Source organism: Bradyrhizobium sp. USDA 3256, assembly GCF_054058275.1.
Window position 1 is genome coordinate 4,757,105 of the sequence record NZ_JBSSAE010000002.1, and the last position, 15,684, is coordinate 4,772,788.

Annotated in this window: 14 protein-coding genes; 5 read left to right on the forward strand and 9 right to left on the reverse strand. The window is 65.0% G+C overall.

Annotated elements, in window-relative coordinates; translation table 11 throughout:
* Positions 1 to 10: 10 nt before the first annotated feature.
* The 7 genes from ACVWY5_RS24370 to ACVWY5_RS24400 all read right to left on the reverse strand — a co-directional run bounded on the left by ACVWY5_RS24370 (position 11) and on the right by ACVWY5_RS24400 (position 6,856).
* Positions 11 to 1,210 (reverse strand): CoA transferase, encoded by a 1,200-nt coding sequence (locus ACVWY5_RS24370; protein WP_038377832.1) that lies wholly within the window; start codon positions 1,208 to 1,210, stop codon positions 11 to 13.
* 110 nt (positions 1,211 to 1,320) lie between these two features.
* A complete protein-coding gene (locus ACVWY5_RS24375; RefSeq protein ID WP_028336899.1) occupies positions 1,321 to 2,037 on the reverse strand; it encodes an ABC transporter ATP-binding protein in 717 nt (238 codons plus the stop codon).
* Entirely contained in the window at positions 2,034 to 2,792 is a 759-nt protein-coding gene (locus ACVWY5_RS24380) for an ABC transporter ATP-binding protein (protein WP_028336900.1), read from the reverse strand. The genes ACVWY5_RS24375 and ACVWY5_RS24380 overlap by 4 nt, the downstream gene beginning before the upstream one ends.
* A gap of 2 nt (positions 2,793 to 2,794) precedes the next feature.
* A complete protein-coding gene (locus ACVWY5_RS24385) occupies positions 2,795 to 3,574 on the reverse strand; it encodes an SDR family NAD(P)-dependent oxidoreductase (RefSeq protein ID WP_028336901.1) in 780 nt (259 codons plus the stop codon).
* A complete protein-coding gene (locus ACVWY5_RS24390; protein ID WP_028336902.1) occupies positions 3,571 to 4,599 on the reverse strand; it encodes a branched-chain amino acid ABC transporter permease in 1,029 nt (342 codons plus the stop codon). The genes ACVWY5_RS24385 and ACVWY5_RS24390 overlap by 4 nt, the downstream gene beginning before the upstream one ends.
* Positions 4,596 to 5,498: a branched-chain amino acid ABC transporter permease gene (locus tag ACVWY5_RS24395; RefSeq protein WP_028336903.1), complete on the reverse strand. Its 903-nt coding sequence runs from the start codon at positions 5,496 to 5,498 to the stop codon at positions 4,596 to 4,598. The genes ACVWY5_RS24390 and ACVWY5_RS24395 overlap by 4 nt, the downstream gene beginning before the upstream one ends.
* A 98-nt stretch (positions 5,499 to 5,596) precedes the next feature.
* Positions 5,597 to 6,856, reverse strand: coding sequence for an ABC transporter substrate-binding protein (locus ACVWY5_RS24400; protein WP_028336904.1), 1,260 nt, complete (start codon positions 6,854 to 6,856; stop codon positions 5,597 to 5,599).
* Positions 6,857 to 7,027: 171 nt separating this feature from the next.
* On the opposite strand from ACVWY5_RS24400, the gene ACVWY5_RS24405 reads away from it, so the two are divergent.
* From ACVWY5_RS24405 to ACVWY5_RS24425, 5 genes are all read left to right on the forward strand, one after another.
* Positions 7,028 to 8,524, forward strand: a complete 1,497-nt coding sequence (locus tag ACVWY5_RS24405) for an AMP-binding protein (RefSeq protein ID WP_028336905.1) — start codon at positions 7,028 to 7,030, stop codon at positions 8,522 to 8,524.
* Positions 8,521 to 9,165 (forward strand): TetR/AcrR family transcriptional regulator, encoded by a 645-nt coding sequence (locus tag ACVWY5_RS24410; protein ID WP_028336906.1) that lies wholly within the window; start codon positions 8,521 to 8,523, stop codon positions 9,163 to 9,165. The genes ACVWY5_RS24405 and ACVWY5_RS24410 overlap by 4 nt, the downstream gene beginning before the upstream one ends.
* Positions 9,162 to 9,935, forward strand: a complete 774-nt coding sequence (locus tag ACVWY5_RS24415) for an SDR family NAD(P)-dependent oxidoreductase (RefSeq protein ID WP_028336907.1) — start codon at positions 9,162 to 9,164, stop codon at positions 9,933 to 9,935. Before ACVWY5_RS24410 ends, ACVWY5_RS24415 begins: the two co-directional genes overlap by 4 nt.
* Before the next feature lie 9 nt (positions 9,936 to 9,944).
* Positions 9,945 to 11,867: a flavin-containing monooxygenase gene (locus ACVWY5_RS24420; RefSeq protein ID WP_028336908.1), complete on the forward strand. Its 1,923-nt coding sequence runs from the start codon at positions 9,945 to 9,947 to the stop codon at positions 11,865 to 11,867.
* 507 nt (positions 11,868 to 12,374) lie between these two features.
* Positions 12,375 to 13,004: a 2-hydroxychromene-2-carboxylate isomerase gene (locus ACVWY5_RS24425; protein ID WP_028336909.1), complete on the forward strand. Its 630-nt coding sequence runs from the start codon at positions 12,375 to 12,377 to the stop codon at positions 13,002 to 13,004.
* Positions 13,005 to 13,043: 39 nt separating this feature from the next.
* Here the strand turns inward: ACVWY5_RS24425 and ACVWY5_RS24430 are convergent, their stop codons facing one another.
* A complete protein-coding gene (locus ACVWY5_RS24430) occupies positions 13,044 to 14,054 on the reverse strand; it encodes a glutathione S-transferase N-terminal domain-containing protein (protein ID WP_028336910.1) in 1,011 nt (336 codons plus the stop codon).
* Complete coding sequence (locus tag ACVWY5_RS24435; protein ID WP_028336911.1) at positions 14,051 to 15,547, reverse strand: M81 family metallopeptidase; 1,497 nt, start codon at positions 15,545 to 15,547, stop codon at positions 14,051 to 14,053. Before ACVWY5_RS24435 ends, ACVWY5_RS24430 begins: the two co-directional genes overlap by 4 nt.
* Between the last annotated feature and the right edge of the window lie 137 nt (positions 15,548 to 15,684).

The following is a 15,684-nucleotide window of genomic DNA, read 5'->3' on the forward strand; positions in this document are numbered from 1 at the left end:
CTGCCTCCCGTTAGCTCTTGGCCTGTCGCACGGCGCCCGAGAGCAGCAGGCCATCGATCTCGGCGGAACCGAAGCCAGCCTCCGTCAGCACGGCGCGGCTATCCTGCCCGACGTCAGGCGCGGGGCAAAGTTGATCCTCGGACAGGCTCGCGATCCCCGGCGTGCGTGGCGTGTAGACCGCGCCGACGCCGGGTGTGTCCTGGCGCACCGACGCGCTGGTCGCCTCGACATGGGCGTTGCGCAGCCATTCGCCGGGATCGAGGATCCGCTCTGCGATGATATCGGCCGCATGCAGCCGGGTCAGCCAGGCGTCCGTCGCCTGGGTCAGGAACACCTCGCGCAATTGCGGGATCAGCGCATCGGCAGCATCGGCGCGCCGGGCGAAGTCGGCAAAACGCGGGTCGCCGGCGAGGTCCTCACGGCCGATCGCACCGCATAGCCGCTTGTATTGCGGCTCGTTCACCAGGGTGACCATCATCCAGCCGTCCCGGGTCTGGTAGGTGCCGGCCGGAACGTTCAGCGCGCGCGGCGCGCCGCCCTCGAGGATGAACTCCGCCACCTTGTGGCCGAGCAGCGCCGACGTCGACTGGCAGAGATTGACGTCGATCCAGCGGCCGGTGCCGACGGTCGCACGCGCGAATAGCGTCGTGGCGATGGCCTGGAACGCATAGACGCCGGTGACGACGTCGGAAATCGTGGTACCGACCCGATGCGGCACGCCATCGGCGCCGAGATTGACCGAGACCAGCCCCGAGAACGCCTGCGCCACCGAATCCGAGCCGGGCCGCTTGGCATACGGCCCGCTCTGCCCGAAGCCGCTGACCGACAGGTAGACCAGGCCGGGATTGTCGCGCGACAGGCCTTGATAGCCGAGCCCGAGCCGCTCCGCGACGCCGGGACGAAATCCTTCGATGAGCACGTCGGCCTCGCGCGCCAACCGCTGCGCGATCGCGATCCCGTCCTTGTGCTTCATGTCGAGGCACAGGCTGCGCTTGCCGCGGTTGTAGACTGCCGACAGCGTTGTATGATTGCCGTAGGTCGTGCCGAGATAGCGCGACCAGTCGCCCTCCGGCGGTTCGACCTTGATGACGTCGGCGCCGTAGACACCGAGCAGCATCGCGCAATAGGGCGAGGCAATCCCCTGCCCGAAATCGAGTACCTTCAGCCCGCGATACGGCGCTTCATGCGTCGGCGTCAGCTTGCCCGCCATTTGTCCTCCCATCGCTGCCGAAGAGCCCTGTCCCTTGGGCATGATCCCCGCGCAAACGCTGCGCGCTTGTCGCGAGGGAAAACCGCTGCGCGCTTTTCCCGGATCATGCCCTACAGCGCCAGATAGCGCTGCCGGACATTGTCGTTGGCCTTCAGCTCTTCGATGGAGGATGTGTAGACGATCTGTCCCTTGTCGATAACCGTCGCGTGGCTCGCAAGGCCAAGGCAAAAATGCATGTTCTGCTCGGCGATCAATACTGTGGCACCGGTGCCGCGGAGCTGCCGCAGCAACTCGCCGATGCGCTGCACGATGATCGGCGCCAGCCCCTCGCTCGGCTCATCCAGCAGCAGCAGCACCGGATTGCCCATCAGCGTGCGGGCGATCGCCAGCATTTGCTGCTCGCCGCCGGACAGCCTTCCGGCGATCCGGTGCCGCAGCGGCTCGAGCAGCGGGAACACGTCATAGACGCGGCGGATCGACCACTCGTCCTCGCCATCCGGCCCCTTCTTCTGACCGATGACGAGATTGTCCTCCACCGTATGCTCGGGAAAGATCTGGCGGTCTTCCGGCACGAAGCCGAGCCCGGCCCGCGCGATGTGATACGGCCTCATTCCCGAGACCACCTGGCCGCGCAGGGTCACCTTGCCGCGGCGCGCCGGCGCCAGCCCCATGATGGCCTTCATGGTGGTCGACTTGCCGGCGCCGTTGCGGCCGAGCAACGCCATGGTCTCGCCCTGCCGCACCGACAGGCCGACGCCGAACAGGATCTGGCTGGTGCCATAATAGACGTCGAGGTCGTCGACCTGCACCACCGGCTGCGCGCTCATGCCACCGCTCCCGAATGGTCGTCGCTGCCGAGATAGGCCTCGATTACGGCATCATTCCTGCGGATCGCGTCCGGCGTCCCGGTCGCCAGGATCCGGCCGTAGCACAGCACGACGATCCGAGGCGCGATCTTGAACACGATGTCCATGTCGTGCTCGATGAACACGACGGTGATCTTCTGCTTCTCCCAGAGCTCACGCACCTTGTCGATCATGCGCCAGCGCTCCTCGGTGCCCATGCCCGCGGTCGGCTCGTCGAGCAGCAGCACCTTGGGCTCGAGCACCAGCGCGAGCGCGATGTCGAGCAGCTTCTGGTCGCCGTGCGACAGCGTCGCCGCGGTCCGGTTGCGCTTACCGGCAAGGCCGAGCAGTTCCATCGCATGTTCGGCGCGGTCGCGGGTCTCGGCCAGCGGAAACCGGCGATGCATCACGCCGGCGCGGCGCTGATCGGCACAGACTGCAGCGAGCATCGTCTCCTCCACCGTCAGCGACGGGAAGATGCTCGCGACCTGGAAGGCCCGGCCGATGCCATGGCGCACGATCTCCGGCGGGGCCTTGCCCGCCATGTCGACGCCGTTCAGCAAGATCTGCCCGGCATCAGGTTGCAGCGCGCCCGTGATCAGGTTGAAGAATGTGCTCTTGCCGGCGCCGTTGGGACCGATCACGGCGGTGAGCGAACCGTCGACGAAGTCGAGCGAGACGTTGTCGGTCGCCTTGACGCCGCCAAAGGATTTCGAGAGTCCGCGAATCTCCAGCATGGCTAGCCACTCGCCTCCCGTAGACCGCCATAGGTGCTCCATGATGTGCCGGCAAGCCAGCCGCAATCGACCGGCACGTTGGCGCCGGTCATCGCGGAGGCCGCGTCGGAAGCCAGAAATGCGACGACGCGGCCGATCTCCGAGGGGTCGACGAGGCGGCGAAGTGCGGCGTTCGCCGCCAGCGCGGAAACGTCCCGCTCGCCGCGATCGATGGCATTCTTCAGCGCCGGCGTCAGCGTATAGCCCGGGGACACGGCATTGACGCGGATGCCGGAGGTCCCCCATTCGGCAGCGAGGCACTCGGTAATGGCGATCACCGCCGCCTTGGCGGGCGCATAGGCATGCAACGGCATCGAGCGCATGCCGGCGATCGAGGCGATGTTGACGATGCTGCCGCGCTTGCGCGCGATCATCTGCCGCGCAAAGGCAACACAGGCGACATAGGTGCCGCGCTGGTCGACGCGCACGACGTCGTCCCAGGAGGTCATCGGCAGCTCGTGCGGACGGGCCGGCACCTGGATGATGCCGGCGCTGTTGACCAGCACCGCGACCGGGCCGCAGTCGCGCTCGATCGCGGCCGCACAGGCCTCGACGCTGCGCTCGTCCGCCACGTCGGCCGCAAACGCCTTGCCACCGACTTCCGCCGCAACCGTCTGCGCCTTGGCGATGTCGCGGTCGACGACGGCGACGAGATCACCGGCCGCTGCGAGCTCACGCACGCACGCCGCGCCGATGCCGCTGGCGCCGCCGGTAACGACGCTGATCCGCATCTGTGCAGTCATGGCGCCCGCTCCCCGACTTCTCCGCGACGCTGCGCGAACCATTCGACGACAAAGTCCATCAGGCCTTTTCGCAGGCCAATGGCAAAGAACAGGATCACGATGCCGAGCACGATGCCGTGATACTCGGTCAAGCGGGTAACGGTATCGTTGAGGATCAGCAGCAGCACCGTGCCGACCATCGGTCCGAGGAAGGTTGTCACGCCGCCGAGCATGTTGATGAAGATGCCCTCGCCCGAGATCGTCCAATAGGCGAACTCGGGATAGGCGCCGGAGACGAACAGCGCCATGATGATGCCGCCGGTCGACGCGAACAGCGCAGCGAGCACAAAGATCGTCAGCTTGGCGCGCCAGACATCGATGCCGATGAAGCTCGCCCGCGTGGCGTTGTCGCGGATCATGCGCAGCGTATAGCCGAACGGCGATTGCGCGATCTGGCGCATGAGCAGCAGGCCGATCACCAGCAGGGCGCAGCTCGTGATGTAGAGATGCAGATGATTCGACAGATCGATGCCGAGAAACGGCGGCCGCGGAATCCCGCCGCGCAGGCCCTGGTCGCCGCCGGTCAGCGACTGCCACGACAGGATGGTCGAGTGAATCAGCATCTGGAATGCCAGCGTGACGAAGGCGAAGTAGATCTCCTTCAGCCGCACGCAGATCGCTCCGATGACGACGGCGACGACCAGGGTCATCGCCAGCGTGGCGACGAAAGCCACCGGGATCGGCACGCCGGTCTTCTGCATCATCAGCCCGAAACCATAGGCACCGAGGCCGAAGAACATACCGTGGCCGAACGAGATCAAACCGGTATAGCCGACCAGAAGGTTGAGCGACGTCGCGAACAATCCATAGGCCGCGCAGCGGATCACGAAGTCGAGCAGCTGCTTGCTGCCGAAGATGAACGGCAGCAGCGCGAGCACGACAAAGGCCACCAGCGCGATCAGGACATCGCGGTAACGCTGCGGCCTGGCGTCGATCCGGGCAACATCGAGGGGCTGCGTGCCCTGCCCGGCCTGCAACTCGGTCATGCGACCTCCTTGCCGAACAGCCCGGTCGGACGCGAGACCAGCACGATCACCATGAAGAGATACATCAGCCCCTCGGTGAACAGCGGGAAGCCGAGCGATCCGAAGGAGCGGATCAGGCCGATCAAAAGCGCGCCGATCAACGCGCCGATAATCGAGCCCATGCCGCCGATCACGGTGACGATGAAGGACTCGATCAGCACCGAGAAGCCCATGCCCGGTGTCAGCGAGCGCACCGGCGCGGCAAGCGCTCCCGCCAGTCCCGCCAGCATGCCGCCGAGCGCGAATACGCCGCCATAGATCAGCCCGGTATTGATACCGAGCGCCGAGACCATGCCGGGATTATGCGCGGCCGCACGGATTACCTTGCCGATCCTGGAGCGCGCCAGCCCCAGGCCGAGAACCACCGCCGCGGCGAGCGCCACCCCGATCAAGAGCAGATAGTATGGCGGCACTACGCCGCCGGCGATGAACAGCGGCGGCACCTGGAACGCGGCCGGCATGCCCATCGACCTGAATTCCGGCCCCCAGATCATGCGGACGACATCGTCGAAGATCAGCACGAAGGCGTAGCAGACCAGGAGCTGCATCAGCACATCGCGGCCGTAGACCCGGCTCATGAACACGCGCTCGAAGACCAGGCCAAGGATCGCGGTGCCGGCGGCACCGCTCAGCATTGCCAGCGCGAAGCTGCCGGTGAGCTGATAGGCCGTCATCGCGAAATAGGCGCCGAACATATAGAAGGCGCCGTGGCTGAAATTGACCACCTTGAGCACGCCGAAGATCAGCGTCAGCCCAACGGCGACAAGGAACAGCAGCATGCCGATGATCAGGCCGCTGGTGGTTTGCGTCACCAGGCAGGCAGGGCTGGCGAGGCAACTGGCAAGCGCGTCGAGGTCCACGGAGAATCATCCATTACGGCGGGCCGCAACGTCGGCGCGCGACAAACATCAGATGCGAGGCGGAGGCAGCAGATTGCCGCCTGCGCCCGACATGCGGATCAGGTGTAGCCCTTGCTCTTCTTCCACTCGGCTTCAAGCTCGAAGATGGTCTTCCAGTCTCCGGCCTTCACGTCGGGCACGTAGGGCTCCTGTGGGATCGTGGTGCCCCAGCCGATGGCGTAGCCGACCAGCGTGTGATCGTCGGCGCGCATGGTCACGGTGCCATCGGCGCCGAACGGGCATTTGATGGTCAGCCCGGTGAGCGCCTCCGCGACCTTCTTGCCGTCGGTCGAGTTCGCCTTCTTGACGGCCTCGTTGAGGAACATGACCGCCGTGGCGTTCTGCCACGACCAGTTGGTCGGATACTCGTTGTACTTGGCCTTGTAGGCATCGCCCCAGGCCGCATTTTCCGGCGTCGGCGGGAATGTCTTGATATAGCGGTCGCCGGAGTGGATGCCCTTGGGCAGGTTCTTCACCACCGTGAGTGCGGTGTAGTCGGCCATGTTGACCGCGAACACCTCCATTTGGGTGAACATCGCGTAGATGTTGGCCTGGTCGATGTAGGAGGTGAGATCGCCGCCCCACAGGCAGGAGTAAAGCGCCTGCGGCTTGGCCTGCAGGATCTTCGTCACCACCTCGGTGTAATCGGGCTGGAACAGCTTCGGCCAGGACTCGCTGATGATCTCGACGTCGGGCGCGAACTTCTTCAGGTACAGCACGAACTCGCCGGTGGTGTCGCGGCCATAGGCATAGTCGGGCGAACAGGTCGCCCATTTCTTCAGGCCTTTGGCCTTGGCGATCCCTGCCGCGTAGCTGGCGCCGACGATCGAGTCATGAATGCCCTGCCGCACGCAACGGAAGGCGTTCGGGATGTGCTGCTTGGGATCGGCGGTCAGCGATGACGCTTCCGAGCAGGTGTGGATGCAGAGCACGCCGAGATCGCGCGCCACTTCGTGAACCGCGAACGATCCCGACGACGCTTCGCCGTCGAGCAGCATCTCGCAGCCGTCGGTGTTGACGAGCTCGCGCGCGATACGCGCGGCTTCCTGCGGCTGTCCCTTGGAGTCGCGGATCACCATTTCGATCGGCCGTCCGGCAAGGCCGCCGGCGGCATTGACCTTCTCGACCTCCAGCAGCACGGCGTTGCGCGAGGACGTTCCGAGTTGCGCGACGCGGCCCGACAGAATGGTCGGCATGCCGATCTTGATCGTCTTGGCCTGTGCGCGCGCCACCCATGGCGCGGCAAAGCTCACCGCACTGGCGCCCATCAGCGCAAGCGTCGAGCGCCGGGTGATGCCCGGTTTCCGGGTCCTCTTCATCATTCCCCTCCCTGTCGGGTTCGCGTTCCCAAAATCCCTGCCGGAGATCGTTCCGTCTCCATGACCACGATGTTTTCAGAGCAAGGGGGGTGACGTCAAGCCAAAGATGAATTACGACTCATAATTCATCTAGGGAGAAAACGGCGCCGGAATCGGCCCCGCGGGCGGCAAATGATCAACCTTTCCAGCTTCATCGCATTTCATGCCCGGCGGACTCCGGACCGCTGTGCGCTGAAATATCGCGGCGAGGACGTCGCCTACGCCGACTTTGATCTGCGGATCCGGCAGGTCGGCGGCTGGCTCGCGGCGCGCGGGATCGCGCCCGGCGACGTCGTCGCCGTGCTGATGAAGAACAGCACGGCCTTTCTCGAGCTGGTGTTCGCGACCAGCCATATCGGCGCGGTGTTCCTGCCGATCAACTATCGGCTGTCGGCCGATGAGGTCGGCTACATCGTCGGCAATTCGGGCGCGCGCCTCTTGGTCGCCGACGAGGAGTTTGCCGCGATTGCAACCGGCGGCGCACCGGTCGTGCTGCTCGATGAGGTCGCTCAGTCCAGCGTCGCCAACCTTGCGCCCGACATCGCGCCGGCGCCGATCCACGTGCGCCGGCCGCGCGACCTGATGCGGCTGATGTACACCTCGGGCACGACGGATCGTCCCAAGGGGGTGATGCTCACTTACGAGAACGTCTACTGGAAATCCGCCGACCAGACCTTGGTGCTCGGGCTCAACGCCGACACGCGACTGCTCGTCGTCGGCCCGCTCTATCATGTCGGCGCGCTCGACCTGCCCGGCATCGCTGTGCTCTGGCATGGCGGCATGCTGTGCGTTCACCGCACCTTCGAGCCTGAACCCGCACTCGCTGCGATCGAGCGCGAGAAGCTCAACGCGGCGTGGTTCGCGCCGGTCATGACCACGGCCCTCCTCACCTGCCCGAACCGCGAGCGCTACGACGTATCCAGCCTGCAATGGGCGATCGGCGGCGGCGAGAAGACGCCGGAAGTCCGCATCCGCGCCTTCTCTGACTATTTCAAGAACGCGCGCTACATCGATGCCTACGGCCTCACCGAAAGCTGCGGCGGCGATACCTTCATGGACGCAGGCCGCGAGATCGAGAAGATCGGCTCGACCGGCCGCGCCATCGCCCATGTCGAGATCGAGATCCGTGACGATGCCGGCAAGCGCCTGCCGGTCGGCCAGAACGGCGAGATCTGCCTGCGCGGCCCGAAGGTCACGCAGGGCTACTGGAAGGATCCGGAGAAGACCGCATCCGCCTTCTTCGGCGACTGGTTCCGCACCGGCGATGTCGGCTATCTCGACGACGACGGCTTCCTGTATCTGACCGATCGCAAGAAGGACATGATCATTTCCGGCGGCGAGAACATCGCCTCCTCCGAGATCGAGCGCGTCATCTACGAAATGCCTGAAGTGCGCGAGGTCGCGGTGATCGGCCTGCCGGACGCACGCTGGGGCGAGAAGCCGGTCGCGATCGTGGTGCTGGCCGACGACGCCAAACTCGACCTGCCCAGTCTCACCGACCACTGCCGGACACGGCTCGCCGGCTTCAAGGTGCCGCGGCAGCTCGTCATCCGCGACAGCCTGCCGCGCAATCCATCCGGCAAAGTGCTCAAACGCGTGCTCCGCGCCGAACTCGAGGCCACCGCATGACGCAAGCGACAACCGCCAAGGTGACAAAGCTCAACCGGGTCGAGCGCAACGCCTGGACCAAGCAGAAGATCTTCGACGCCGCAACCAAGGTCGTCGGCAAATACGGCTATGCCGAAGCCTCGGTCGCGCGCATCACCGAGGCCGCCGGCGTCGCGCAGGGCACCTTCTACAATCATTTCGAGAACCGCCAGGAGCTGCTCGACCAGCTGCTGCCGAAGATCGGCCTCGACATGGTCCGCTTCATCCATGCGCGCACCGGCACCGCGAGCGAGGCCCGGCAGGAGGTTGAGCGCTTCAGCGCCTTCTTCGATTTCATCCGCGAGGTGCCGGAATTCCTGCGCATCCTCAACGAGGCCGAATTCTTCGCGCCGATCGGCTACCAGAAGCATTTTGACAACATCTCCAGTGCCTATGTGCGGATCCTGCAACGCGCACGGGCAGCGGGTGCGACCAACGCATTCAGCGACGAGGAATTCGATGCCATCGTCCAGGTGCTGATGGGCGCGCGCGGCTATCTCAGCCGCCGCTATTCCTATTCCGAGCGCGGCGTCACCGCGGTGCCCGACTATGTGATCACGGCTTACCAAAAGCTGGTCACCCGCGGCCTGTTCACCACCAGCGACAAGGGAAGAAAATCATGAGCGCTGAGGGCACCATCCTCGTCACCGGCGGCAGCCGCGGCATCGGCGCGGCGACCGCGACGCTGCTCGCCGATCAGGGGCATCGCGTCGTCATCGTCGACATCGCGCCCGAGCCGTTGGTTGGAACAGCCACCGTCCTGTGGCCGGCGCCGTTCGACGTCGCGAGCGAGAGCGCCGTCGTCGCAGGGATTGCCGATATCGAGACTGCGCATGGCCCGATCAGCGGCCTCGTCAACGCCGCCGGCGTGTTCGGCAAGATGCACACGATCGAACGAGTGCGGATGGAGCAATGGGACCGCGAGGTCAATATCGACCTGCGCGGCACTTTCCTGGTCGCGCGCAGCGTCGGCATCGCCATGGCGAAGCGTCGGCATGGCGCGATCGTCAACGTCGCCTCGGTGGCCGGCATGACGTCGGGCCCGATCCACGCCTATACCGCGGCCAAGGCCGGCGTCATCCAGATCACGCAGACGCTCGCCGCCGAATGGGGCCGTTCCGGCGTCCGCGTCAATGCGGTGTCGCCCGGCTTCACCCGCACGGCAGCGCTCGAGGCCGGCATCGCATCGGGCGCCCTGCACAAGGATCTGCTGGCGCGGCCGACCGCGATGAACCGCCTGGTCGAGCCGATGGAAGTGGCGCAGGCGATCGCCTGGCTGCTCTCCCCGCAGAGCAGCGGCGTCACCGGCATCAACCTGCCGGTCGATGCCGGCTACATCGCAGGCACCACCTGGGCCGCCTATGGCGGCCTGCCGGAAGCCCCACGCAGCTGAGGACAACGCATGAATATCGAGCTTCCGCGCAAACACCTCGATCTGTCCTCCGCCATCGCCGAGGGCGACATCCGCGTGCTGCTGATGGTGCTGGTGCACATGACCGGCGACGAGAAGTGGCTCGAGCCGCCCTACAAGCCGAAGCGCGACGTCCGCCTGATCCCGGACCCCGACGCCGGCGTGCCGAAGGAGATCCAGGACGAGATCCGCGCGGCGGTCCTGAGCCTGTTCGCGAACGGTACGCCCAAGCCCGTCATCACCGATCCCGGCAATGAGCTGATGCTGCGGATGATGCGCGCGACGCTCGGCGAGAATGTCGCGCCGGAATATGCCCCGCTGATGCGGGAGGAAATGGGCTTCGTCCCGCGCGACGCGCGCTGGCGCGAGCGCCCTTCTGGCGAGAAGCTCGCGCAGCAGCATGTGCTGATTGTCGGCGCCGGGGTCTGCGCGATCGCGCTTGGTGTTGCGCTCGGCCGGCTCGGCATCCCCTACACCATTGTCGAGAGGCAGGACGAGATCGGCGGCACCTGGTACGTCAACCGCTACCCCGGCTGCGGCGTCGATACGCCGAACCACTCCTATTCCTTTTCGTTCGGCGCGCGCAATCCGTGGACCCGCTATTTCGCGCAGCGCCAGGAGCTGCTCGACTATCTGCTCAAGGTCGTGCGCGAATACGACATCCGCCAGCACGTCCGCCTCAATACCGAGCTCGTCGCCTCGCGCTGGGACGAAGGCAGGCGGCGCTGGATCTCGACGCTGAAGACCGCGCGCGGCGAAGAGACTTTCGAATCCACCGCGTTGGTCAGCGCGATCGGCCAGCTCAATGATCCCCTGCCTGCCCGCTTTGAGGGAGACGAGGCCTTCACGGGTCTGAAGGTGCATTCGGCGCTGTGGTCCGACGACGTCAAGCTCGACGGCAGGCATGTCGCCGTGATCGGCACCGGCGCAACCGCGATGCAGCTGGTGCCGTCGATCGCGGGCCGCGTCGCCTCGGTCACCGTCTATCAGCGCACCGCGCAATGGGCGCGGCCGGTGAAGGGCTATTCCGATCCGATCACCGAAGGCGCGCAGTGGCTGCTCGCCCATCTGCCGTTCTATGTGCAGTGGTATCGCTTCAACATGTTCTGGCGTTACGGCGACGGATTGCTGCCGTTCCTGCGCAAGGATCCGGCCTGGCCGCATCCGGACCGCGCCGTCAACAAGGGCAACGACCGGCATCGCCAGGAGCTCGCCGACTTCATCCTGTCCGAGCTGAAGGATCGCCCCGATCTGATCGAGAAATGCATGCCGACCTATCCACCCTACGGCAAGCGTATCCTGCTCGACAACAACTGGTTCAAGACGCTGACCAGGCCGAATGTCGAGCTGGTCACCGACAAGATCGACCATTTCGCCGCAGACGGCATCGTCACCGCCGATGGCACATCGCGGCAGCACGACGTCATCGTGATCTCGACTGGCTTCAAGGTCTCCGAGATGGCAGCGCGTCTCAACATCACCGGGCGTGACGGCAAGAACCTCAAGCAGGCGTGGCGCGACGACAATCCGACCGCCTATCTCGGCCTCACCGTTCCTGATTTCCCCAATCTCTTTCTGATGCTCGGCCCCAATTCGGGCCCTGCGCATGGCGGCAGCGTCATCTTCCAGTCGGAGTGCCAGAGCCGCTACATCTCCGCCTGCCTTGTCGAAATGATCGAGAACGACATCGCCGCGATCGACGTGCATCCCGACGCGCATGACGCGTATATCCGCGACGTCGACGCCGAGCATGAGCAACTGATCTGGACGCATCCGGGCATGACGACCTACTACCGCAACAGAAGCGGCCGGGTGTTCTCGGCGATGCCGTGGCGGTTCGTCGACTACTGGAAGATGACGCACGATCCGGATTTCACCCAATATCGAAAGACCAAGTCGCGACAGGACTCCTGACCTGAATTCCCTCGCTCGTTAACTTGACAGATGGCCATAACTGCCGCAGCATTTCGGTGACTGCACCTGTTGGGGTGCTGGAGCGCTTGCTCCTCGCGTCGCAGGAATTGACGGACGATTATGGGATCGGCTGTCAGGCAGCAGAAGCGGACAGATGTCCGTCGGCCCACCCTTGGAGAGGAGCATGACGCCACCGGCGCAAGCCAGCGACCTTGCTCAGCGGCAAGGTCTCGGTGCACGTTGAGGCAAACAGCAGCTGCTAGCCGCGTGCGCCACCGACAATCTGAACATATCCGCAGGACAGGAGCGCAAAGGCCACGCGCTTTTAGGTCCCGAAACACGACTGGTCGATACCAGACATCCTTCGCTAAAACGAAGTAGCAGGGCCCCGCGATGCTTGACTGCACCGGGGCCCGTTCGTTTGCCCGCGATCTCCCCTTCGTCACGCCGCATTGCGCCACCGCACGGGATCGGGAACAATTGTCGCGACAGGGATGAGGAAAGATGATGGAAAAGCCGCGGGTCCGAATCTACACCGACTACAAGTCTCCCTATGCCTATGTCGCCAACAAGCGGCTGTTCGAACTCGAGGAGACATACGGCGTCGAGCTGGAATGGCTGCCCTACACGCTGCGCATTCCGGAATTCATGGGCACGGTCGAGGAGCGCACGCCGCACTTCTGGCGCAAGGTGCGCTACGCCTACATGGATGCGCGCCGGTTCGCCAACGCGCAGGGACTGACCATGAAGGGCCCGCGCCGGATATACGACGCCTTCTACGCCAGCGCCGGGATGCTGTTCGCGCAGCGTCACGGGCTGTTCGGGCCTTATCACGATACGGTGTTCCGGAAGTTCTGGAATCACGAGCTGGAAATCGACGACCTGACTGAGATTGCCGGCGTGATCGCCGCGGTCGGTGGTTCTGCCGACACCTTCGAGGCCTATGTTCGCGGCCCTGCCCGCGCCGAACATGATCGCATCATCGACGAGGCCGAAGCGCTCGGCGTGTTCGGCGTGCCCAGCATGGTGTTCAACGGCGAGCTGTTCTGGGGCGGCGACCGCATCGACATGCTGATCGAGCGGATCAAGCAGCCGGAGACGATCGCGATCGCGCTTGGCAGCCGGCACCAGACGTAGGCGCCGACCGTTTCGAATCTGCCTATCGTCGCTGATCGATCAGCCTCCAACCAGAATGGCCCAGCACCCGGTGCGTTCCAGCACCGGCTGCAACGCCGCGCGATCGCCGGCATCGAGCGCGGCAAACTTCTCGCGCAACTGCTGCAGGCACTTGACCTGATATTTGAACGGCGCCAGTGCATAGGGCAGTCCCCAGACATTGATCTCGAGCCGCTCGAGGCCCTTCGCAAACGCATCCGCATTGGCGGCCAGGAACGGCAGATAAAGTTCGCCGGCGATCCGCAGCAGCGCCTCGGCGAACCCGCCAAGCGCCTGCTCACGCCGATACCAGTCGCCCTCGACACCTGACGCATCGTCGAGCCGCCGCACCCAGTGATCGGTGAACGGCGCACGCTCGCGCATGATCCGCATCGGGGTCGGGTCGGTCGCCATCTCGCTGAGTTGGCCGAACCAGGCGAAATCCGCCAGCGACGGCCGGCTGCCGAACAGATAGCTCTTCATGCCGACATGCGGCTCGAACGCCGCAAGCGTGCGCCGGTAGCTCTCCTCCAGCAGCGGCCTGTTCTCATCCGTCGCGCCGAGAATGACCATGCGCGAAATCTGCCGCTGCCGGAACTCTTCGATCTCCTCGCGGCTGCCGGCCTCGGCCTCCGATGTCGACCACTCCTCGCCGGCCCAGCGCGAGACATAGGCCTGATCTTCCGGATCCCACCAGCGATAAAGAAACAGCGGCTTCACCGCCCATTCGTCGGCGAGGTCCTCAAGCAGGTCGCAGACGAATGCGACCGCCTTGTCCTCCGGGATCACCGAGCGTCCCTGGTGGCGCACTTCCAGATCATAGGCCAGCGTCGTGGTCTCGCCGCGGTAGCTGCCGTCGGGATATTGCAGCACCGGGATCAGCATCGGCTTCAGATGCGCGGTCGCCTCGCGCAGCGCCTTGGTCATGATCACCCAATCGTGCGGAATCCGCCGGTAGCGCATCAGCGCGCGCAACTTGATCGCATAGGGCGAGGCGGTCGAGCCGATCAGGCGATAGCGTTCCCCTGTCATGACGATGGCTCCAAAAACGCCGGTTTGCCGTACGGATAGAACTGCGCGAGATCGACGTTCTTGTACGGCAGCTTGTCCAGCCGCGTCGTGCCGAGGAACGGCTCGTCGGGTTCGACCAGGAGGATCGTCTTGGCAAATCCATTGTCGTCGAAGCCGCGCCGGAAATGGACCCGAGACTTGATCGCCATCACGTCGAAGGCGCCGATGTCGGGCACCAGCGCCTTCAGCGAGAACGGCTCCATAACCTGCACCAGATAGGTGGACAGGATCAGCACATTGTTGCGGCCGAAGCGCACGCAGACCCAGAACTGGCCATAGCCCTCGCCCGCCGCCGAAACCGTGCCCTGAATCCGAACCGGATCGCCCGCCGACTCGTCAGCGCGGCCGCCGATCTCCATGTCGAAGGCATCGCCGGCCTTGGCGCCGGCGGCCTTCAGGCTTGCGGTCGCCCTGGCGTCGGTAATGGTCGCGATCACGGTGTTGGCGAGGTCCTGCGCGATGATCTCACGCAGCAGCCAGGTCGCCGACCCCGACCGGTCGCTGTGATCGGCCAGCACCACCGGTGTGTTGCCAGCGGCGACGGCCTGCTTGGCCAGCGCAACACCCTCGGTGATGCCGTACAGCCTGGTCGATTGCAGCAAGGCTTCGCGCTGCCGCCAGATTGTGCCGGCGAGATCGCGCGCGACCTGCTCGGCGAGCTTTGGATTGTCGTTGGTCAGAACCTGCACGGTCATGCCGACATCGGGAACGTCGGCGAACGGGAAGCCGAAGAAGATGTTGACATAGACGTCGACCTCGCGCGCCTCCCAGACCAGCGCGCGCTGCACGAGGTCCATCCACGGACGCGCCCCGGTCCATTGCAGCACAGTGGGCGAGATCACGGGAACCTTGATCGTCCTGTGCGCCGGTTTGTAGTCGCCGCGGATCGCCCGCACCAGCATGCGCGCAGCGCGTTCACCCTGCAGATGCGCGTCATAGTGCGGGAAATATTTGACAGCGAACGCCATGTCCGCCTGCTCGAGGAACGCCTCATCCTCGTTGCCGTGAGGATCGAACGTCGCCGCAATGAAGGCGGAGCGGCCGACCACGTCGCGGACCTGCCGCGCCAGATCGGCTTCGGGACGCGGCACGCCGCGCACGGCCATCGCGCCATGCAGGCACAGATAGACGCCGTTGAACGGTCCCTCCTCTTTCAATCCGGCGATCATCTTGCCGGTGAAGGTGCGATAGGCTTCCTCGGTGATCCAGCCGGATCCGGTGTAGGTCTTCGGCCAGAGCGGGGATTCGATGCCGACCAGCTCGACCTCGGAGAACTCGCGCGCCACCTGCACGAAGCCGCCCATATAGTTCTTGGGATCGAACTGCAGCAGCGCCTCGCCTTTGGCCGGCGAGCCCGGATAGATGAAGTCGTCGAGCGTGGTCTCGTTCGGCAGGAACGAGACGGTTTCGTGGGAGAAATGCAGGACGGCGATACGTATCTTGCGATCGCTCATTTGGTGCGCCTCGGCTGTTTTCCGCATTGTGGCATTGAAGGCGCGGCGCGCCAATCCGCATTCGGTTTTTGCCCGCCAGACCTGCAAATAAACAGGCGCAGCGCAGCTTGCCGCCGCGCGGATTCTGCTATGGTCCG

Excerpts from the sequence above, each read along its gene's own strand:
- ACVWY5_RS24370 (WP_038377832.1), bottom strand. The coding sequence starts at position 1,210 with ATGGCGGGCAAGCTGACGCCGACGCATGAAGCGCCGTATCGCGGGCTG.
- ACVWY5_RS24375 (WP_028336899.1), bottom strand. The coding sequence starts at position 2,037 with ATGAGCGCGCAGCCGGTGGTGCAGGTCGACGACCTCGACGTCTATTAT.
- ACVWY5_RS24380 (WP_028336900.1), bottom strand. The coding sequence starts at position 2,792 with ATGCTGGAGATTCGCGGACTCTCGAAATCCTTTGGCGGCGTCAAGGCG.
- ACVWY5_RS24385 (WP_028336901.1), bottom strand. The coding sequence starts at position 3,574 with ATGACTGCACAGATGCGGATCAGCGTCGTTACCGGCGGCGCCAGCGGC.
- ACVWY5_RS24390 (WP_028336902.1), bottom strand. The coding sequence starts at position 4,599 with ATGACCGAGTTGCAGGCCGGGCAGGGCACGCAGCCCCTCGATGTTGCC.
- ACVWY5_RS24400 (WP_028336904.1), bottom strand. The coding sequence starts at position 6,856 with ATGAAGAGGACCCGGAAACCGGGCATCACCCGGCGCTCGACGCTTGCG.
- ACVWY5_RS24405 (WP_028336905.1), top strand. The coding sequence starts at position 7,028 with ATGATCAACCTTTCCAGCTTCATCGCATTTCATGCCCGGCGGACTCCG.
- ACVWY5_RS24410 (WP_028336906.1), top strand. The coding sequence starts at position 8,521 with ATGACGCAAGCGACAACCGCCAAGGTGACAAAGCTCAACCGGGTCGAG.
- ACVWY5_RS24415 (WP_028336907.1), top strand. The coding sequence starts at position 9,162 with ATGAGCGCTGAGGGCACCATCCTCGTCACCGGCGGCAGCCGCGGCATC.
- ACVWY5_RS24420 (WP_028336908.1), top strand. The coding sequence starts at position 9,945 with ATGAATATCGAGCTTCCGCGCAAACACCTCGATCTGTCCTCCGCCATC.
- ACVWY5_RS24425 (WP_028336909.1), top strand. The coding sequence starts at position 12,375 with ATGGAAAAGCCGCGGGTCCGAATCTACACCGACTACAAGTCTCCCTAT.
- ACVWY5_RS24430 (WP_028336910.1), bottom strand. The coding sequence starts at position 14,054 with ATGACAGGGGAACGCTATCGCCTGATCGGCTCGACCGCCTCGCCCTAT.
- ACVWY5_RS24435 (WP_028336911.1), bottom strand. The coding sequence starts at position 15,547 with ATGAGCGATCGCAAGATACGTATCGCCGTCCTGCATTTCTCCCACGAA.